General features: G+C 60.4%; 10 protein-coding genes and 1 pseudogene. 1 reads left to right on the top strand and 10 read right to left on the bottom strand.

The features are described from left to right. Window positions 1-430: 430 nt before the first annotated feature. From EXV95_RS02460 to EXV95_RS02435, 6 genes and pseudogenes are all read right to left on the bottom strand, one after another. The gene (locus EXV95_RS02460) at window positions 431-2,863 is read right to left on the bottom strand and encodes a transglutaminase family protein (RefSeq protein WP_176885685.1); all 2,433 of its coding nucleotides are present in this window, start codon (window positions 2,861-2,863) and stop codon (window positions 431-433) included. Between the two features lie 480 nt (window positions 2,864-3,343). Further along, window positions 3,344-5,536: a hypothetical protein gene (locus EXV95_RS02455; RefSeq protein ID WP_176885684.1), complete on the bottom strand. Its 2,193-nt coding sequence runs from the start codon at window positions 5,534-5,536 to the stop codon at window positions 3,344-3,346. A gap of 267 nt (window positions 5,537-5,803) precedes the next feature. After that, a pseudogene (locus EXV95_RS02450) lies at window positions 5,804-5,908 on the bottom strand (IS5/IS1182 family transposase); the annotation flags it as partial. 56 nt (window positions 5,909-5,964) lie between these two features. Continuing rightward, window positions 5,965-6,390 (bottom strand): hypothetical protein, encoded by a 426-nt coding sequence (locus EXV95_RS02445; protein WP_176885683.1) that lies wholly within the window; start codon window positions 6,388-6,390, stop codon window positions 5,965-5,967. Between the two features lie 3 nt (window positions 6,391-6,393). Beyond that, entirely contained in the window at window positions 6,394-9,903 is a 3,510-nt protein-coding gene (locus EXV95_RS02440) for a transglutaminase family protein (protein WP_176885682.1), read from the bottom strand. A gap of 59 nt (window positions 9,904-9,962) precedes the next feature. Then, a complete protein-coding gene (locus EXV95_RS02435; RefSeq protein WP_176885681.1) occupies window positions 9,963-14,222 on the bottom strand; it encodes a carboxypeptidase regulatory-like domain-containing protein in 4,260 nt (1,419 codons plus the stop codon). A gap of 760 nt (window positions 14,223-14,982) precedes the next feature. On the opposite strand from EXV95_RS02435, the gene EXV95_RS02430 reads away from it, so the two are divergent. Then, window positions 14,983-16,266, top strand: a complete 1,284-nt coding sequence (locus tag EXV95_RS02430) for an O-acetylhomoserine aminocarboxypropyltransferase/cysteine synthase family protein (RefSeq protein ID WP_176885680.1) — start codon at window positions 14,983-14,985, stop codon at window positions 16,264-16,266. 141 nt (window positions 16,267-16,407) lie between these two features. Here the strand turns inward: EXV95_RS02430 and EXV95_RS02425 are convergent, their stop codons facing one another. The 4 genes from EXV95_RS02425 to EXV95_RS02410 form a co-directional block, all read right to left on the bottom strand. After that, window positions 16,408-17,250, bottom strand: coding sequence for an SPFH domain-containing protein (locus tag EXV95_RS02425; RefSeq protein WP_055393814.1), 843 nt, complete (start codon window positions 17,248-17,250; stop codon window positions 16,408-16,410). A gap of 153 nt (window positions 17,251-17,403) precedes the next feature. Continuing rightward, a complete protein-coding gene (gene egtB / locus EXV95_RS02420; RefSeq protein WP_370460171.1) occupies window positions 17,404-18,594 on the bottom strand; it encodes an ergothioneine biosynthesis protein EgtB in 1,191 nt (396 codons plus the stop codon). Between the two features lie 18 nt (window positions 18,595-18,612). Next, window positions 18,613-19,530: an L-histidine N(alpha)-methyltransferase gene (egtD, locus tag EXV95_RS02415; protein ID WP_176885678.1), complete on the bottom strand. Its 918-nt coding sequence runs from the start codon at window positions 19,528-19,530 to the stop codon at window positions 18,613-18,615. Between the two features lie 403 nt (window positions 19,531-19,933). Next, on the bottom strand, window positions 19,934-20,524 hold the full coding sequence (locus EXV95_RS02410) for an OmpW family protein (protein WP_055393808.1): 591 nt from the start codon (window positions 20,522-20,524) through the stop codon (window positions 19,934-19,936). Between the last annotated feature and the right edge of the window lie 91 nt (window positions 20,525-20,615).

The raw sequence follows: 20,615 nt of genomic DNA, 5'->3' as shown, positions 1-20,615 counted from the left end.
GTGGTGTGGGATGAATAGCGGGCGGTGGCATCTGCGGGCGCTTGTGCCCATGCCAACGCTCATGGAGCGCGCAGACGAGGACCAATAAGCAACCGCAGGATTCATTCCAAATCAGTCTTTAGCGCAAGTGGGACAAGCGTAAGCAGCTATCAAAAGAAGAGTGTTTTGCATTTGGTGAATAGAGGGTTTTCACTGAGAAAATGAAGCCACTCCGTCCTTCCCAAGGCTTAGTATCTCGCGCCCACAGCCCTCAAAGCCTGCACAACCGGGCTGATTTGCACACCAAAGCCGATCAGAAATAACGCCCAACTTGATATACAAAAAAAAATCGCCAGTACCAAAAAATACAAACCAACAAGAAAACTCCCCACTGTTAGTTTTTTTTCACGATAGTCAGAAAATGCCTTGCAAATCATCTTAAACATTTCAATTAACTCAGCACTGAATATATAGCAGAAATCAATCCAATTATTCCAGCAACAATCGCCACGTTACCTACTAGCAGGACGCCCAATGCTGGAATAGCAGCTGCAAGTCCAATTACCGCCAAGGTTAAACCAATCCAATTAGAAATTGCGGACCAATTGACCTGCGCACCGATCGCATCCAAATATGCTCCAGCCGAAGCAAAAGATAGCATCAGCATCCAACCGTATCCGAGAATTGCAAAAGGTCCCAACCACGCCAATATAAATAGGGCAGCTATCGCAAAGACAAAAGCTGCGATCCCGTAGATCAACGCCCCCCCATTCCCCCGCCCCTCAATCATGTAAGCCCCAGCCCCCGTCTCCGGGTCGGTAATGATGTACCCCGTCCCCGAGAACCCATGCGCGTTGATTCCGCGCTCATGGAATGTCACTTCCTTGCCCGCCTGAATCGCAGAGCGAATTTCCGCCCCTACAGTGCCACCCAACGGCAGTTTGGGCAATGCCGTGGCGGCGTTGCTTTGGTTGATGGTGTAGATCCGTTGGCCTTCCGCCTGGGCAATCGCTATGGCTTTCACCGCTGAGACCGCTTGCGCGCAGTCTGCTTGGGTGGGGTTCTTGATGGTTCCGCTTTCGTCCGCATACCGGCATTGGCTTTTGTCCACCCAGAACTGTTCTGGCACCGCGTGCTCCATGGCGCTGCTGTATTGCCCCCGCAGCTTGTTGTACGCAATCCACCGGTTTTGCGCTGCAGTTTTGCCGTTGCTGGTCAGTTCGGGTTTGGCGTTGATGGCTGCCTGGGGGTCGTCGTTCTTCACCCACCGGGCGTGCCGCAGGTGCCCGATGTCCATGTTCAGCCCTTGGAAGGTGATGCCCGTGGTCACGATGCCATACAGCTTGTTGGGCCTGACCTGGGCGTGGAACAGGCCGTAGCTGAGTGCTGGGCGGTCAAACATCTGGGCCTGCGCGCTGGCTATTGCACCGTGGCTTTGCAGACTGGCGAAGTAGCCCCACAGGGTGGCGGTGAGCAGGTCTCCGGTGAGATGGTCGCCGGTGATGCCTTGCAGGATGGCTGCGCGCTGGGCTTCTGGGGCAGCTTGGGCTTGTTGGTGCTTGGCCTTGGTTTGCTCCATTCTGGTTTTGAGGGTGCTGAGCTGGGCTTGGCTGATGCCTTGGATGCTTACGCCCAGTGCCGTTTGCTGGCCTGCAATGAGCTGGTCTTGGGTTTCGTCCCAGTCCTGGCTTCCGTAGCGGGTGAAGCCGCCTTGGCCCACGGGTTCGGTGCCTGCGCGCATGCCAGGGCCTGTGGCTACCACAGTGCCGTCTACCGAGATTTGGGGCTTGAGGTTGATGCTGCTGGACAGGCCCCTGGGCAGTTGGCTGGGGTCTAGTTGCTGGCCGGGGGCGGGATTGGGGATGAGGGCTGCTATGGCGGCCTCATCCGCTGCGCTGGCTGCCACCCAAGCGAGGGTGATCTTTTTACCGGCAATGGCTGCGGTGGGGGTTTGCCAGCTCAGCAGGGGGCTGTCACCCCAGGCGGCGCTGCGCGCGTCTGCGTAGATTTCGTATTTGAACTGGGCTTTGCCGCTGGCAGGCAGGTCGCTGTGGGTTTGGCTGCGGGTTTTGATGCTGTAGGGCAAGGTGCCTGCCAGGTAGGGCAAGGGGTCGATGGCGGCGGTTCTTTGGCCCAGCACGTCGCCTACGGTGCTCTTTCCGGCGTTTTGGCTGTCGATGTAGGTTTTAAGGCGGGCCTGGTAGCTGCTCAGCTGGCTTTGCAGGGCTGTGGTGTTGAGGTTTCTCACCCAACCTTCGGCCTGGTTGGTTTCTGCGCCTTGCTGGGCTGCGCTGAGCAGGGCCTGGGCGTCCAGGGGTACGGCAGTGGCCAGGTCCATGCCTTCTTGGAAGGTGTATTGCTTGTAGCTGCCGTCCAGGGGCACCCAGGTGTCGGGGGTGCTTTGGCCGGGGGTGTGGCGGGTGCCTCGGCCCGGTTGGTATTGGATGAGGGCTTCGACCCAGGTGTGTTCGATGCGCAAGGCTTTGGTTTGCGCGCCCGAGACCAGGGCAACGTTGCTGACCCCGCCTTGGCCCCAGATTTGTTGGGCTGCGTCTACGGTCTGCGCGCCGCCCACCCAGTTAAGGGCCTGGGCGGTGGGGATGTCTACGGTGCCGGTGACGTACCGCGCGGGGATGTTGCTCGCGCGCAGCAGGGCGATCAGCAGGCTGGCGGTGTCCACGGCGTTGCCGGATTTTTTGTCGAGCGTGTCTTGTACGCTGCCTTGGGTAGGCACGTAGTAGATGTTGTCGTGCACCCACTGGTAGATCTTGTGGGGGTTATGGGCCAGGGTTTGGGCCAGGGATTTGATGGCGGGCAGCGAGCGGCAGCGCCTGCGGGCGGCTGTGCCAACGCCGCCAGGCCTGAACCGGGCAGATGAGGGCAAATGAGTAGCCGCAGGATTTATAGACAAATCAGGCCTTAGCGCTTTCGCGACAAGCGCGAACAGCTATAAAAATTATAGCAATTTGCATAATGGCGAATAGAGGTTTTTGCAGCGAGGAAGTGAAACCGCTGCATGTCTTTGCCCAGCCAGATCGTCAGCGATCCTCAGGCCCTGAGCGCGGCGTTGTAGGTAGTCCAGGTGGTGGTCTTGTAGCGGGTCTTTGGCCTTTTGGGCCACTCATGCGACGAGGCCACCAGCGCAATCAGGTGAGTTTATGCAACAAAGCCATCCACCATCTGAGTCAAAAAATTGAAATAGCACCCAACACCAACAATATCAACAATATCAACAGGTAAACAAAATAATCAAAAAAATTAGCCACACCACGAATTCTCCGAAGCCTTAGCCGCCACCCCGCCGCAACACCAAAACCAACCAACACAAAAGAAAATGCCGAGAGAAAATTATTTTGATAATCCATCAAAAACACCCAGAGCGATGAGTAGAAGGAATCTCCATTCCAGCAAAAATACCCGGAATTCCATAAATAGATGACATAATTGCCGAGGGTCCAGCAGCTATAGAACCTGCCGCAACAGGCAACAGCACCGCAAACACTGTTGCAGCAGCCGCCATTATCGCACCACCAGCCCCAAACCCTCCGTTGTAGCACGATAACTCATCCTCCGACATTCCTCGCACTACAATTTCCAAAACTATTAAGTGAATTGTAAAGAGAATTGCAGCCAAAATCATGGAAGCAATAATACCGCCAACAACGCCTAGTGTTCCAATTGAAGCGCCCGCCACTATGCCAAGCATCGCAACCGTAGCTGCAAATGACACGCCCTGGGCAAATCCCGCAAACCAAGCGCCATTCCCCTTTCCCTCGATCATGTAAGCCCCCGCCCCCGTCTCCGGGTCGGTAATGATGTACCCATACCCTGAGAATCCATGCGAGTTAATCCCGCGCTCATGGAATGTCACTTCCTTGCCCGCCTGGATGGCCGATTGAATCTCCTGCCCCACGGTGCCACCCACCGGCAGCTTTGCCAATGCCGTGGCGGTATTGCTCTGGTTGATGGTGTAGATCCGCTGCCCTTCTGCTTGGGCGATGGCAATGGCTTTCACTGCTGAGACTGCTTGCGCGCAGTCTGCCTGGCTGGGGTTTTGTATTTGGCCTTTGAAATCTTCGTATCGACACTGAGCTTTATCTATCCAGAAGCGCTCAGGCACCGCATGCTCCATCGCGCTGTTGTATTGGCCTCGCAGCTTGTTGTATTGAATCCAGCGATTTTGTGCCCCGCTTTTCCCGTTCTGGGTTAGTTCTGGCTTGTTGTTGATGGGACTTTGCGGGGCGTCATCTTTGACCCACCGTATGCTGCGCAGATGTCCAACATCCATATTCAGCCCCTGATAAGTGATGCCAGTGGTCACAATACCGTAGAGCTTGTTCGGCTTGACTTGCGCATGAAACAAACCGTAGCTGAGCGCTGGAAGATCAAACATGCGCGCTTGGGCGCTGGCTGTAGCTCCATGACTTTGTATTTCGACCAAGTAACCCCAAAGAGTGAGGGTGAGCAGGTCTCCGGTGAGGTGGTCGCCAGTGATGCCTTGCAGTATGGTGGCTCTTTGGGCTTCTGGGGCGGCCTGGGCTTGTTGGAGCTTTTGTTGGGTGGCCTCCATTCTTGTCTTGAGTGTTTGCAGCTGGGCTTGGCTGATGCCTTGGATGGAGACGCCCAGGGCCGTTTGCTGGCCTGCGATGAGCTGGTCTTGGGTTTCATCCCAGTCCGGTTGCCCATAGCGGGTGAAGCCGCCCTGGCCTACGGGTTCGGTGCCTGCGCGCATGCCGGGGCCTGTGGCTACGACGGTGCCGTCTACCGAGATTTGGGGCTTGAGGTTGATGCTGCTCGATAGCCCCCTGGGCAGTTGGCTGGGGTCTAGCTGTTGGCCGGGGGCGGGCTTGGGGATGAGGGCTGCTATGGCGGCCTCATCCGCTGCGCTGGCTGCTACCCAAGCGAGGGTGATCTTTTTACCGGCGATGGCGGCGGTGGGGGTTTTCCAGCTCAGCAGGGGGCTGTCACCCCAGGCGGCGCTGCGCGCGTCTGCGTAGATTTCGTATTTGAACTGCGCTTTGCTGCTGGCAGGCAGGTCGCTGTGGGTTTGGCTGCGGGTTTTGATGCTGTAGGGCAAGGTGCCTGCCAGGTAGGGCAAGGGGTCTATGGTGGCTTGCCGGGTGCCCAGGACGTCGCCTACGGTGCTTTGCCCTGCGTTTTGGCTGTCGATGTAGGTTTTAAGGCGGGCCTGGTAGCTGCTCAGCTGGCTTTGCAGGGCGGTGGTGTTGAGGTTTCTCACCCAGCCTTCGGCCGGGTTGGTTTCTGCGCCTTGCTGGGCTGCGCTCAGCAGGGCCTGGGCGTCCAGGGGGACGGCGCTTTGAAGGTCCATGCCTTCTTGGAAGGTGTATTGCTTGTAGCTGCCGTCCAGGGGCACCCAGGTGTCGGGGCTGCTTTGGCCGGGGGTGTGGCGGGTGCCTCGGCCGGGCTGGTATTGGATGAGGGCTTCGACCCAGGTGTGTTCGATGCGCAGGGCTTTGGTTTGCGCGCCGGAGACCAGGGCAACGTCGCTGACGCCGCCTTGGCCCCAGATTTGTTGGGCTGCGTCTACGTCGTGCACCCACTGGTAGATCGTGTGGGGGTTGTGGCCCAGGGTTTGGGCCAGGGCTTTGATGGCGGGGGTAGGAACGGACAGTGAACGGCAACTCCTGCGGGCGTTTGTGCCAACGCCGCCGGGCCTGAAGCGAGCAGGCGAGGACAAATGAGTAGCCGCAGGATTCATGGACAAATCAGACTCTAGCGCAAGTGGGACAAGCGCTAGCAGCTATCAAAAGAAGAGCGTCTTGCATTTGGTGAATAGAGGGGTTTCAACGAGGAAGTGATACCGCTGCATGTCTTTGTCCAGCCAGATCGTCAGGCCTTGGAACGCGGCGTTGTACGCAGTCCAGTTGGTGCTCCTGTAGCGGGTCTTTGGCTTTCTGGGTTCACTCATGCCCCCAAGCTACCAGTTCGCGCGCCACTGGGTTTGTGCAACAAAGCTTCACCCTACTACTTCAACGTCCCAGAATCCACAGATTTCAACAAATCAAAGGCAAGCTTAAATTGTTTATCAATATCGAAGTAATCCCCCATTTGATCCACATCACCCAACTCACTCTGACAAATCATATACAAGATCTTTTCAAGATATGCGTGCCCAGATTGAAGCTTCCGATAAGAATAACCAAGCTCAGTCCATAAAAAATTATGGACTTCATCCTCCGCCATGTTTTTCATCAAGACATCCGCAGCCATTCCACGAGATTCCACACTAAGCCCTGAGAATGCCATCTTAATCCCGGCTACTGCAACCTCCACTTCACCATCCTCACAGTCATTCAAAATAATCATCCTGCACAAATCAAGTGCAGCAGCATCACGAATATGCGCCTTGGCACTTTTCAATTTTTTCAGATAAAAATCAACACGGGACATTAACTATTCCTTGAAATTTTGCCCAACAAAGCTTTCCACATCAACCCTATAACATATTCCTTTATACATTTCCTGCGTTGAAACACTCGGTATATTACCTATTGGCCCAACCCCATGTGGTTTAAGCCTTCTCAACTTCGAAACTGTTGTTGCGACGTTGGCCGCCAGTTGCAAATCAAACTTATTCGGAATCCAAGCATGTTTATTTGCCAACATCAAGGCAAAACCCTTTTCTGCTTCCTCTACTGTTACACCAACAGCCGGCTCACCCTCAATAACATGACTCTGCGTGTCAAAGGTTGTTCCACCGTTTGTATTACACCGAGGACTTGACTGAAATTGCAGTCGAACTTTAGGAGGAGCGCATTTTGGACGGCCCGACGCTGCCGATGCATTAGTGCTTAATATTGCCAGCGCAGCGGCCACTCCTCCTGCCAAGCCCGCCCCACCGGTCAACGCCGCAGCAATAGCCGCAACAGCCAAGACCAGAACTATGGTTAATGCGACTTCTTTGATCACATCTTGGTAGCAGTCCCAAATTTCCGACACTGTGCTGATGGCAGAGTAAACAGCAACAACACCAAACGCATAAGTTGCATTCAAAGCCAAGGGATCAACTGTCGTTGGTGGCGCACCGATACTAAAGAACCTCATTACTTTGAGTCCATCCGGCTCAAATAGAAGATTCCCCCCATTCCCCTTCCCCTCGATCATGTAGGCCCCCGCGCCCGTCTCCGGGTCGGTAATGATGTACCCCGTTCCCGAGAACCCATGCGCGTTGATTCCGCGCTCATGGAAGGTCACTTCCTTGCCCGCCTGGATGGCCGATTGAATCTCCTGCCCCACTGTGCCGCCCACCGGCAGTTTGGGCAATGCCGTGGCTGCGTTGCTCTGGTTGATGGTGTAGATCCGCTGGCCTTCCGCCTGGGCAATGGCTATGGCTTTGACGGCTGAGACTGCTTGCGCGCAGTCTGCTTTGGTGGGGTTTTGAATTTGCCCTTGTTCGTCCGTGTACCGGCATTGGCTTTTGTCCACCCAGAACTGTTCTGGCACCGCGTGCTCCATGGCGCTGCTGTATTGCCCCCGCAGCTTGTTGTACGCAATCCACCGGTTTTGCGCTGCAGTTTTGCCGTTGCTGGTCAGTTCGGGTTTGGCGTTGATGGCTGCCTGGGGGTCGTCGTTCTTCACCCACCGGGCATGCCGCAGGTGCCCGATGTCCATGTTCAGCCCTTGGAAGGTGATGCCCGTGGTGACGATGCCGTACAGCTTGTTGGGCCTGACCTGCGCGTGGAACAGGCCGTAGCTGAGCGCTGGGCGGTCGATCATTTGCGCTTGGGCGCTGGCTATTGATCCGTGGCTTTGCAGGGCCGCGAAGTATCCCCACAGGGTGGCGGTGAGCAGGTCTCCGGTGAGGTGGTCTCCTGTCAGGCCTTGCAGGATGGTGGCGCGTTGGCTTTCTGGGGCAGCTTGGGCTTGTTGGAGCTTGGCCTTGGTTTGCTCCATTCTGGTTTTGAGGGTGCTGAGCTGGGCTTGGCTGATGCCTTGGATGCTTAGCCCCAGGGCCGTTTGCTGGCCTGCAATGAGCTGGTCTTGGGTTTCGTCCCAGTCCTGGCTTCCGTAGCGGGTGAAGCCGCCCTGGCCCACGGGTTCGGTGCCTGCGCGCATGCCGGGGCCTGTGGCTACGACGGTGCCGTCTACCGAGATTTGGGGCTTGAGGTTGATGCTGCTCGATAGCCCCCTGGGCAGTTGGCTGGGGTCTAGCTGTTGGCCGGGGGCGGGCTTGGGGATGAGGGCTGCTATGGCGGCCTCATCCGCTGCGCTGGCTGCCACCCAAGCGAGGGTGATCTTTTTACCGGCGATGGCGGCGGTGGGGGTTTTCCAGCTCAGCAGGGGGCTGTCGCCCCAGGCTGCGGAGCGGGCATCTGCGTAGATTTCGTATTTGAACTGCGCTTTGCTGCTGGCAGGCAGGTCGCTGTGGGTTTGGCTGCGAGTTTTGACGGTGTAGGGCAAGGTGCCTGCCAGGTAGGGCAAGGGGTCGATGGTGGCTTGCCGGGTGCCCAGGACGTCGCCTACGGTGCTTTGCCCGGCGTTTTGGCTGTCGATGTAGGTTTTAAGGCGGGCCTGGTAGCTGCTCAGCTGGCTTTGCAGGGCGGTGGTGTTGAGGTTTCTCACCCAGCCTTCGGCCGGGTTGGTTTCTGCGCCTTGCTGGGCTGCGCTCAGCAGGGCCTGGGCGTCCAGGGGGACGGCGTTGGCCAAGTCCATGCCTTCTTTAAAGGTGTATTGCTTGTAGCTGCCGTCCAGGGGCACCCAGGTGTCGGGGGTGCTTTGGCCGGGGGTGTGGCGGGTGCCTCGGCCCGGTTGGTATTGGATGAGGGCTTCGACCCAGGTGTGTTCGATGCGCAAGGCTTTGGTTTGCGCGCCCGAGACCAGGGCAACGTTGCTGACCCCGCCTTGGCCCCAGATTTGTTGGGCTGCGTCTACGGTCTGCGCGCCGCCCACCCAGTTGAGGGCCTGGGCGGTGGGGATGTCTACGGTGCCGGTGACGTACCGCGCGGGGATGTTGCTGGCGCGCAGCAGGGCAATCAGCAGGCTGGCGGTGTCCACGGCGTTGCCGGATTTTTTGTCCAGCGTGTCTTGCGCGCCTTGTACGCTGCCTTGCGTGGGCACGTAGTAGATGTTGTCGTGCACCCACTGGTAGATCTTGTGGGGGTTATGGCCCAGGGTTTGGGCCAGGGATTTGATGGCGTCGGTGTGGGGGGCGTCGAGCGTGGGGGCCAGGTCGGCTGCACTGGGGGCGCTGGCGGCTTTGGTGGTGCCCTGCACGGTAGCGGCCTTGGCGGCGGCTGCGGGCTGCTCTGCCTCTGGGGTTTCCACCTGTATGGGCGCGTGGGGGCGGGCACGTTCTGCCTGCCAGGGCAGCTTGTTCAGGTTGACGGGCAGGTGGGTTTTGCGGGGGGCTTCTGCGTCCACAAACTCTTTGAGCACCTGCAGGGCTGCAGCTTGGCCGCTACCGCCTGCCTGCACGGCCTCTATGCGCTTGACCAACTGTTCGTGTTTGTCCAGAAAGACGGCTTCCTGGGCAAGCTGGCGGTCCAGCACGCTGCCTTCCACACCTGCGGTTTGCCAGGTGTTGCGCAGGGTTTGCCATTCTTGCTGCAGCGCCTGGGCTTGGCGGTCCAGGGTTTGCACGGCGGGCAGGCTGGACGCTACGTCGCTGAAATTGGGCGCAATGCCGGGGCGGCCGGATTCCGGGTTGAGCGCGTTGAACAACTGCTCCAGGGTGTCGGCATATTGCTCGGAGGGCGCGCCGCTTTTCATGCGCTGCTGCGCAGCCAGTTGGTTGCGCTGCGCCATTTGCGCGTGCACCAGGGGCAGCCCCACGGTGTTGAGCACCGATGCGGTGAGCAGCCACACGACCGTGCGCTTGAACCAGCCGACCGGGCGGTGCTGCAGGGTTGGCTGAGTGGGTTGGCTGCGGGCGTGCTCGTGCTCGGGGGCCTGCGGTGGGCGCATGGGGACTTTCTCTCTCAAATGGGGGGTGATCGCGGTGACAGCGGGGTGTTGCAACGACTTCATTGCAGACCTCCGCGCTGGCGCGCCTGGCTGGATGGGCGGGCGCCAGCCCGCAGGGGCTGCGCAGCTGCGGCCGCAAGCAGCACGCCAATGAGCCACAGGAACCACGGCTGGTTGACAGGGATGGGGTTGGCCACGCCGGGCGTACCAGGGCCGCCGGGGTTGCCAGGCCCGCCTGGTGCGTTGGCCCGCACCACAAAGGTGGCGGTGGCCGTTGCCAGGCTCACATCTACGTCATAGGCCTTGGCCTGGCTTGTGGGCGGCGTGGTTGCTGCCTTGAGGTTGTTGCCGCTGCCGATGAGCACGGCCTCTACCGTGTAGGTGCCCTCCATCGCCGTCTTGAGCGTTTGTTGGGTGTCTGTGGACCGAAGGCCGTTGGCCTGCAACTGGCCCAGCACGTGGACGTGGGTGTAGACCACAGCGTTCTGCGGGTTGCGCACGGTGATGCGTACACGTGCGTTGTCCACCGGCGCATTCACCGTGAGGTTGCGGGCCAGGTTGCTAATGCGCACGCGGTCGTTGGGTGCGTATTCGGCCCTGTCCACTGCCACGGTCAGTGCGGCCTTGCCAGCGCCTTGCGCGGCGTCGGCAATGATGGTGAACAGGGTGCTGCCCACATCCACCACGTCACTCTGGGCGTTCAGGAGCGTGGCAACCAGCGTGTAGGTACCAGCGGGGTAGCGCGCGGTATTCCAGGGCTGTGCATGGGGCACCGTTGCGCCCGCAGCCACTGCACCCAGGTCGTGCGCCGCAAATCGGGCAACCTCCACCCCAGTGGCGTCGTTGATGCGCAGCACCAGCGACAACACTGCTGGTGTCGTGCCAAGGTTGAGCACTGAGGCTCCCAACTCTACTGCTGCGTCTGCAGGGTATGAAGGCTTGTCGGTGCTGGCACTGACACGCGCCACGATATCGTCGGGTGATGCACCCGCCGAGTACTTGGCACCGATGATGGTCAGATAGCTGTCGTCTTGGCTGAAACCTGCGATGGTGGCCAGAAACGGCTTGGCTGCCTTGATGCGCCCGGGGCCGGTGGGGATCGCGACATGGCCCACGCTGTAGCCACTGGTACCCAAGGGCGTGAAGCCCGAAACGTTCACCGCAACACCGTTGAGCTGGAGGGTGTTCAGCGCAGAGGTCTGAATCGCTACGTTCAGGTAGTTTTCTTTGTAAGGCGACAGATTGGTCGGCGCCGTGAAAACGTAGTCAGAGAGGGTCTGGTCGATGCCACCCACATAAGTGAATGCGGGGTCACCCAGCACCCCTCCGGTGGTGATCGTGGACCCCTTCAGGAACTGCCCCACCAGCACGGGCGCAGAGGCAACGATGTGGAGGCTCTCTGCATCAGTCACCTGATGAAACTCCCCAGCGTTGAGAGTGGCCACCAGGGCTCCATTCACCCGCACTTGGGTAGCAGCGGTGTTGGCCACAATGCGGACAAGGTTGCCCGCAGCGCCCGTGTTAGCAGTTTTGGGCGCCACGTATTCCGCAGACCAGTGTTTCACCGGTGGCAACTGGGTGAACAAATGGTCACAGTACCCGGCGTTGACAGGCACGTTGGCGCATTGCCCTCCTGCGAAGACGGCCACGGGTTTGTTGGTCTGTATGTGGGTGCCCGTGATTTCATTACCGGAGTAGGCGGTGTAAATCACAGACTGGCCTTTTTGCAGGGTCACGTCAAAAGGCACATTGGCAGGTTGACCCGTCGTCAGGCTGCTGGCTGGCGTGATGGTGGCTATCGTGCCGTCCTCCACCGCCGTCAGCGAAAACTGGATCACGCTGTAAGCGTAGTTCCAATCGACGATGCGGTACTCCTGCCCCAAAGCCGTGGCATCAAGCAGATACGACATGTCCGTGGTGTACATCTCGCGGTTCAAGAAATACGCGCTGACACCTTTGCTGGCATACACCTGCAAGGCTTTGTCCACCACCTTGCCCGCTTCGTGCAGAAACTGGTCGTTGGGCACCATGAGTTCTGCCACGCCACTGGCGCCGATGACAAAGCTGTAGTTGATTGCGCCGTCGTTACTCAGAACCTGGCCTGTGGTGCCCTGTTCACCAAAGATGAAAAGATAACCCACAGGTCCCGCCGAAGTCGTCGGATAGTTTGGATGCCCCACTGCCACAGCGCGCAGCGTGTTGTTGGCATCCAGGCCCAAATCTGGCCTCAGCGGCAGGTTGATGACGGTGCTCGTGGCTATGTCAAACCCACTACTGCTGCCTTGATAGCCTGGAGCGTTTGCGGCCAGGTTCCAGCGGCCTGGGGTGATGTTGGCAAACTCATATCGACCATCGGCGCCTGATGTGGTCTCCAGCAAGCTGACGCCAGCCAGAACCACCTTGGCCCCGGCCAGCGGGCGTTGGCTCTGGGCATCCAGCACCACTCCGTGGATACGGTCCTGTCCTAGCACCTTCGGTGTGAGTTCCACTGGCAGCACATAGCGTGTGCCCGCAGCCAGATCCACGGCAAAAGCCACGTTGTCATAGCCTTGGGCAGACACCTGGACCTGCGTGGCTCCCGCATTCAAGCCGGAAATTTCCGCCACACCTTGCGCATTGGTCTGGACTACATGCGGGTTGCTGCCCGAAAGGGTGAGCGTTGCACCCGCGATGGACTGGAGGGTGGCTTTATCCGTAACGGTGGCCTGGATAGAAATGGGTTGCTGAGGATCGATGCTGGGATGCAATGGCACGTCAAACTGGTGCGTACCGTTTTGCACCAGCGTGATGGCTTGCTCGAACCGCTGATAGCCCGTCTTCTGCATGGACACGGTGCGCGAGCCAGCGATGTCCGGCACACCGCCAATGGAGTAGCGCCCGGTAGCATCTGTGGTGGCTGTGCGGCCTGTTCCATCCACGGCCACAGTGACACCTTGCAGGGGCAGCCGTGTGGCGGCATCCGACACGATGCCTTGCAGCAGCGTTTGACTGGGGGGCGTGCTTTGCGCTGTCAACGTCACAGGCAGCGTGATGGTGTGATGGCCTTGCACGTTCATGGTGAGGATGCGGGTATCAAACCCACTGGCAGACACCGTGACGGTGTTGTCGCCCGCTATCACACCAGCATCAAAAGCGGCTTCGCCTTTGGCATTGGTGTTGCGAACCAAGCCATTGAGTGACACGCTGGCCATGGCAATCGCTGCGCCTGTTCCCTGGCTGGTGACAACCACCTTCAGCGTGCTTTGCGCCGTGCTGCGACGGAAGACAGGGTCGAAACGGACCTGTTGCCCCGCCACGCCACTGAAACTGACTTCCACAGCTTGATAGGACGAATAACTTGCCTTGATGTCCACCGCACCTGGCGCAACACCCTCCAGGAGGTACTCCCCACTGGCGTTGGTCTGCGTGGTCCAGTTGCCGACCGAAATGGTGGCGTTCGTAGCGTTTTGGTAACTCACCCCGTCATTGGTGAACTTGGCAACACCTGCAATGGTGACTGTGCTCCCGTTGCCCACGGTGAGCGCCTTGAGGCGGATGGTGCCCAGATCCAGCTGCTGGCCCTTGAGCAACCCGAGGTCTGCAGAGAGCGAAAGGAAGCCGGTAGCATCCACAGCCAACTTGTGGGTTCCAGCCGCCAATTGCAGAAACTCGAAACGCCCCTGGGCATCAGTGATGCTGGATAGGGCGCTGCTGGTCAGACGCACTTGCACCCCCGCCAATGGCAGGCCCGTAGCGTCACTGACCAAAGCCCCTCGGAGACTGGCCAAGTCAGGGTCCGTCACAGGCTGGCTTGCAGCCACGGAAGCGCGCAGGGCCAGGGCTGTGGTGTAAGGGTCTGCATCCCAGCTTCCGTCAGGGCGCTGAGATGCTCGCAGCGCGTCCACAGCAACCTGCACGGTGGCAGCGTTGGTCATGCCGGGCAGCACCGCGATCAGCGCATGTGCACTGCGCACAGAACTGCCCCAGGCGGTCGCACCGTTGCGCTCGGCCAGCATCCAGGAGCGGGCTTTGCTGAGTGCCGAGGCGACGGCAGAAGTCTGTCGGTAAGGCTGAAGCGCCTGAATCGCCAGTGCTGTGGGGATGAGGGCATCACCATCAGGTGCCAGGCTCCATTGCCCACCCGATTGCTGCGCGCCAAGGAGCCAAGTCACAGCCTGGCCCGCCTGGCCACCATAGACGCTCGCCGAAGCAGTCAGTGCCGACAGCGCCCATGCAGTGTCTTGCGCATTGCTGGCGTAGCCTTTCGCAGCACCAAACCCGCCGTCGGGGTTCTGGTGGAGCACCAGCGCAGCCAGATGGGCGGTCGAAACAGCGGACAACTGCTTGGCCAGGGCCTTCCTGGCCAATACCTCCACAGTGTTATCGCTTGCGGACTCGATAGCATCCAGCAACTGCGGTGCAACCGACCCTGCCAGCGCTTTGAGTGTTGTGGCTGTTTCAGACCGGCTTTGCAAGGGCCATGCTATGGATGTCCCCTCCTGAGCAAGGCTGCCATTGGCCTGAACTTGGGCCTGCAGCCACGACACGCCAGCAGCGTCGCTGGCCCACACAGAACAAGAAAACAAAAAGACAAAAGCACAGCACAACCACTGCGAAAACGCAGTGGTTGCGCGGCTGGCAGCCGCGACACGCATGGAGACCCTCTCTCGTTTTATCTGTGCACCGTGCGCAGGGAGTCGAAATTGGGTTGGTCTGTGGCCACCGCAGATTTCTTGCGCGAACGATGAGCGATGCCTCTACTCGATAGGCAAAGGCAGGCGGATCATAGTTACCGATTTGTTTTATAAATGTGTGGAAATGTGATGTTTGTTGCAGAGCACAAAAGCACGACCAGTCTGCATACCGACGTGCTTCACAAACCGCCTGGGAGCGCTTGCTCCGCCACCCGCCCCCCAGATTCAGCGTCCCTAAACCTGCTCACGCAGAGAGGCCGAAAGCCATAAGCACATAGCCAACGATTCGATGACTTGGCGCGCCGCAGGTGCCAGAATGGCCCGCGCTGTCGAACCAGCAAGCTCATTGAGCGAACACTGCCCCCGATGTACCCCTCCCTTCCAACCAACGAAAGAGACAGCACCCATGCAAATCGAAACCCTGGCCGTCCACGCTGGCTACAGCCCCGACCCCACCACCAAGGCCGTGGCCGTGCCCATCTACCAGACAGTGGCCTACGCGTTTGACAGCGCCCAGCACGGCGCGGACCTGTTCGACCTGAAGGTGCCGGGCAACATCTACACCCGCATCATGAACCCCACCACCGACGTGCTCGAAAAGCGCGTCGCGGCGCTGGAAGGCGGCATCGCTGCGCTGGCCGTGGCCTCGGGCATGGCGGCCATCACCTATGCCATCCAGACCATTGCCGAGGCGGGCGACAACATTGTCTCGGCCAGCACGCTCTATGGCGGCACCTACAACCTGTTTGCCCACACGCTGCCGCAGCAGGGCATCACCACGCGCTTTGCCGACCCGCGCGACCCGGCCAGCTTTGCGCAGCACATCGACGCGCGCACCAAGGCGATCTTCATCGAGTCCATCGGCAACCCGCTGGGCAACGTGACCGACATCGCCGCGCTGGCCAAGGTGGCGCACGACCACGGCGTGCCGCTGATCGTGGACAACACGGTGCCCAGCCCCTACCTGCTGCGCCCCATCGAGCATGGCGCCGACATCGTGGTGCACTCGCTCACCAAGTACCTGGGCGGCCACGGCAACAGCGTGGGCGGCGCGATTGTGGACAGCGGCAAGTTCCCATGGGCAGAGCACAAGGCGCGCTTCCCGCGCCTGAACGAGCCCGATGTGAGCTACCACGGCGTGGTCTACACCGAAGCGCTGGGCCCCGCCGCCTTCATCGGCCGCGCACGCGTGGTGCCGCTGCGCAACATGGGCGCAACGCTGGCACCGCTCAACGCGTTCCTGATCCTGCAAGGTATTGAAACGCTGGCGCTGCGCATGGACCGCATTTGCGACAACACGCTGGCCATTGCCCAATACCTGCAAAGCCACCCCAAGGTGGAATGGGTGCGCTACGCCGGGCTGCCCGACCACCCGGACCACGCGCTGGTGCAGCGCCAGTCGGGTGGCAAGGCCTCGGGCATTTTGAGCTTTGGCGTGAAGAACAGCGACGCCGACCCACGTGCGGCCGGTGCACGCTTTCTGGATGCGCTGCAGCTCTTCACACGCCTGGTCAACATCGGCGATGCGAAGTCCCTCGCCACGCACCCCGCATCGACCACCCACCGCCAGCTCAACCCCGAGGAGCTGGCCAAGGCCGGCGTGAGCGAGGGCATGGTGCGCTTGTCGGTGGGCATCGAGCACATCGATGACCTGCAGGCCGACCTGGCCCAGGCGCTCGACAAGGTGTGAACTGCGAGTGGCCATGCGCTGAAGGCGCGTGGCCACTCAAAATTTCAAGTGTTTTTAGCCTCCAGCGCTTGACCGGAAAGCGCTATTAGCTATTATTTAAATAGCAAATCAACCCACAGTGGCACCGCTTGGCGCCCTGGTTCACCGGCCCACGCTGACCAGTGGTGCAGCACCGCCGCCCATCAGCACCGTGTTGCCCTGCTTGCTGGCAATGGCCAGGGCGGTGTCGCGCTGGATCTCGGCCAGCCGGATTTCCTTGAGCGCGGGCGTGAGCGATGCGCTGATGATCTGGTTGGCCCGTGCCTCGCCTTCGGCCTGCACGATCAGGCGCTCTGCCTCGGCCTTGGCCAGGTCGATCTCCTTGCGCTTTTTCTCGATCGCCTGGTCCGTCTCGGCGCGCTGGCGGATGGCGGATTCGATGGCCTTGTCCGTCAGCATGTTGCGAACATTCACGGCGGTGACAGTGAAGGCGCCTTTGTCCGTGGCGTCCAGCTCGGCCTGCAAGGTGGTGCGCACGCTTTCTGCCAGCTCTGCGCGCTTGGTGTGCATGGTGGTCGCATCCATCTGGGCAATGGCCTTGTAGATGGCTTCACGGGCTTCGCGCTGCACGCGGCTGTAGGCCACCAGCAGGTCCGCCGTGCCGTCTTTGACCACTTGTCTGTGCTGCACCACATCGCCCTGGTATTTGACGAACAGCGTAGGGATGGAGGCCGGCGTGGTCTTGAAATAGATGTCGATGTCCACGTCCTGCATGGTCAGGTTGTCGCGGCTCTTGGGGGTGAGGTTCTCCAGCGAGAAGCTCACCTCCTTGGCGGTGAATTCGTCCACCGTTTTGAACAGCGTGAAGTACAGCCCTGGCGGCAGGGCCTCCTGCCCCACCTTGCCCAGTGTGCGTTCCACGCCCACATTGCCGGTATCGATCTGGCTGCACGCGCCCAGCGCAACGCTCAGGCACAACAGGGACAAGGTTCGCAAAGCGGTCATGGGAGTCTCACGGGTCAAAAGGGGTTGGTAGGCACGGCGCGCCGTGGCTGCGCCGGCAGGGCGAGCGAGCGCGATTGTAGGAGAGCCCTACCCCACCAAAAACGTGTGGTTCGCCGCTGTCTACAGCAGCCTTCGGGACGGCAGAGCCCCGTATCAACCCAGGTCGCGCGCCAGCCGAATGCCCGTGAACTGCCAGCGCGCGGTGGCCGGGAAGAAGTTGCGGTAGGTCAGCCGCTCATGCCCCGGTGGCGTAGCGCAGGACGAGCCCCGCAGCACGTACTGATTCACCATGAACTTGCCGTTGTATTCGCCCACCGCACCTGCCGCCACCTGAAAGCCGGGGTATGGGGCGTAGCTCGACTGTGTCCATTGCCAGGCGACGCCAAAGAGCTGCGCCATGGGGTCGGCATCCTGCGCGGCCGCGTGCTCCCATTCGGCCTCGGTGGGCAGGCGGGCTCCCGCCCAGCGCGCGTAAGCATCAGCCTCGTAGTACGAGAGGTGCACCACAGGCTGCGATCCCTGCAATGGCTGCAGCCCCGAGAGCGTGAAGTGATGCCACGCCCCCTCCACGCGGTGCCAGTACAGCGGGTGATTCAGACCCTGTGCTGCCCGCCAATCCCAACCTTCCGCCAGCCAGAGCATGGGGTTCTGGTAGCCCCCGCCCTCCACAAAGGCCGCAAATTCAGCCTGGGTAACAAGGCGCGAGGCCAGTGCGTAAGGGTGCAGGTACGTGCGATGGCGTGGGCCTTCGTTGTCAAACGCAAAGCCTTCGCCTTTATGGCCGATTTCGATGAGCCCTCCGTCGAAAGAATGCCACGTCAAAGTTGCAGCCACGGGCGGTGGCACCACATCGCAAGCCGCCGCATAGACAGGGAACAGCGGGTTGCACGACAGCAGGTGCTGTATGTCGGTGAGCATCAACTCCTGATGCTGCTGCTCGTGCTGTAAGCCCAACTCGATCAGAGCACACAGCGAGGCATCGTGCGCTACGGTCGACAACAGGCGCGCCATGCGGGCATCCACATCGGCCCGGTAGGCCAGCACCTCATTGAGCGCGGGGCGCGTAAGCAGCCCCCTCTGCGGGCGCGGGTGCTTGGCCCCCACACCGTTGTAGTAAGAGTTGAAAAGCACCCGGAACGCAGGTGCAAACGGCACAAATCCGGGTTCGTGCGCTTCGAGCACGAAGGTTTCAAAAAACCAGGTTGTGTGCGCCAAGTGCCATTTGGTGGGGCTGGCGTCCGGCATGGACTGCGCGCTGCAGTCCTCGGGCGACAGGGGCACGGCCAGTGCCACCGAGCGGCCGCGCACGGCGGTGTAGCGGGACTGCAGTGTGTTGGAAGTCATGGTCATTGCGGCCACCGATCAAGGACGCGCGTGCACCACCGCAAACCAGCCGCGTTCGTCCGTCCACGCCTGGGCCTGTGCAAAACCAGCGCGGGCCAGCATGTCGGTGAACACGGGCAAGGGGTATTTGTAGCTGTTTTCGGTGTGAATGCGCTCGCCCTGCTCAAACCTGCGGCCGCCGCCGGGCCAGCACACCTCGGTATCGGACGCTGCCTCCAGGTGCATTTCAATGCGCGACGCATCGGGGTTAAAGAACGCACGGTGCTGCCACTGCGCCACATCAAAGTCGCTGCCGATCAGGCGGTTCACGTGGCGCAGCACGTTGCGATTGAACTCGGCCGTCACGCCCGCTGCATCGTCGTAGGCCGCCTCCAAAACTGCCACGTCCTTGGGCAGATCGATGCCGATGAGCAGGCCGCCATCGTCATCCACAAGCTCGCGCATGTGGCCCAGCAGCTCCAAGGCGTGCGGGGGGTCGAAGTTGCCGATGGAAGAGCCCGGGTAGAACACAAGCCGACCGGTGCGGGGAATGTCGTCCGGCAGTGCCACCCCCATGGTCATGTCGCCCGCCAGTGCGCGGGCATCCAGTGCGGGGAAATCGTCGCGCAGCCCCTGCACCGCCTGTTCCAGAAAATCCGCTGAAATGTCCACGCCCACAAAACACGCCGGCTGCACCAGGCGGCACAGGGTGCGGGCCTTCTGGCAGTTGCCTGCGCCCAGTTCGATGAGGGTACGCCCCGGGCCCACCGTGCCTGCAATGCTGTCCGCATGCGTCTGCATCAGTGCCATCTCGGTGCGCGTGGGGTAGTACTCCGGCAGGCGCGTGATGGCCTCAAACAGCTGCGAGCCGTGCTGGTCGTAAAAATACTTGGGGGAGATGCGTGCGGGCCGCTGGGTCAGCCCGTGCGTGATGTCGGAGTAGCGAGGCAGGAGCATGGGTCAATGAGACGTTGGGTGCGGCAGCGCCGCCGGGTGGTCAAAAAGCAGAGGCACCTGGGGCGCACGCACGGCGGCACGCCCCACACGCTCCCTCACGCCATTGTGCGTCGCCTCGCCTGCAGCTGTGTGTAGGCCATTTCCGCACCCACAAAAAAAGGGCTGGCGCAGGCGCCAGCCCTTTTAACCTTGGAGAACTCTTGCTGCCAGGAATGCAGGGCCAACCTTGACCCCAGCCTCCCTCGTGTGGTGTTGCACGCTATCCGGCACTTAAAACCGCATCTTTTCGGCCAGGGCTGCGTTGCAAATCCTCGCGATACCTACTGGTATCGCTGTGGTTTGCGCCTTGCCCTGACCAAAAATCTATCGGTTTTAAATGTGCCGTCAAGCCTGCAACACCACACTAGAAGCGCCAGCCCAGACCCACGCCCACCAGAACGGGGTCCACCTTGAAGGTGCCCAGTTTGGCACCGCCTGCGCTCACGTCGGTCTTGATGTAGACCTTCTTCACGTCGAAATTCAGGTACAGGTTCTTGGACAGCGGAATGTCCACACCGGCTTGCAAGGCGGGGCCAAAGCTGTTGCGGTCAATGTCCACACCAGCGGGCAGGTGCACTCCGGAGAAGCGCGTGTAGTTCAGGCCCGCACCCACGTAGGGCTTAAAGCCGGCTACGTCAAAGTGGTATTGCACAGTGAGTGTGGGAGGCAGATGCTTGAGCGTGCCAATGGCAGCGCCGCCCGCACGCAGGGTGTGCTTCTGGGGGACGGTGAGGATCAACTCGGCGGCGATGTTCTTGTTGAAGAAGTAGGTGATGTCTACTTCAGGGATGGTCTTGTCGTTGACCGTCAGGCCCAGCGGCGTGCTGTCCTTGTTGGCGCTGTCAAGGTTGACAACGCGCGCGCGGACCATCCAGGGGCCTTCTGCTTGTTGCGCCAGCGCAGCGCCAGAAGACAGAACACACAGAGCGGCTACAGCCAGCAGAGTTTTTTTCATGGTGATTTCGCATCGGTTGGACGGGGACGACCCCCGTGCATGTATTGAACCGCTGCATCCCCCCGCCGACCTTGCCCTATCTCAAGACCTC

The sequence above is a fragment of the Acidovorax sp. JMULE5 genome (assembly GCF_013376875.1).
Taxonomy (GTDB): domain Bacteria; phylum Pseudomonadota; class Gammaproteobacteria; order Burkholderiales; family Burkholderiaceae_C; genus Acidovorax; species Acidovorax facilis.
This window is presented reverse-complemented; position numbering and strand designations above follow the sequence as displayed.

Coding starts and splice junctions, on each gene's coding strand:
- EXV95_RS02425 (WP_055393814.1), bottom strand. CDS start 17,250: ATGACCGCTTTGCGAACCTTGTCCCTGTTGTGCCTGAGCGTTGCGCTG.
- EXV95_RS02445 (WP_176885683.1), bottom strand. CDS start 6,390: ATGTCCCGTGTTGATTTTTATCTGAAAAAATTGAAAAGTGCCAAGGCG.
- egtB (WP_370460171.1), bottom strand. CDS start 18,594: ATGACTTCCAACACACTGCAGTCCCGCTACACCGCCGTGCGCGGCCGC.
- egtD (WP_176885678.1), bottom strand. CDS start 19,530: ATGCTCCTGCCTCGCTACTCCGACATCACGCACGGGCTGACCCAGCGG.
- EXV95_RS02430 (WP_176885680.1), top strand. CDS start 14,983: ATGCAAATCGAAACCCTGGCCGTCCACGCTGGCTACAGCCCCGACCCC.
- EXV95_RS02440 (WP_176885682.1), bottom strand. CDS start 9,903: ATGCGCCCACCGCAGGCCCCCGAGCACGAGCACGCCCGCAGCCAACCC.
- EXV95_RS02410 (WP_055393808.1), bottom strand. CDS start 20,524: ATGAAAAAAACTCTGCTGGCTGTAGCCGCTCTGTGTGTTCTGTCTTCT.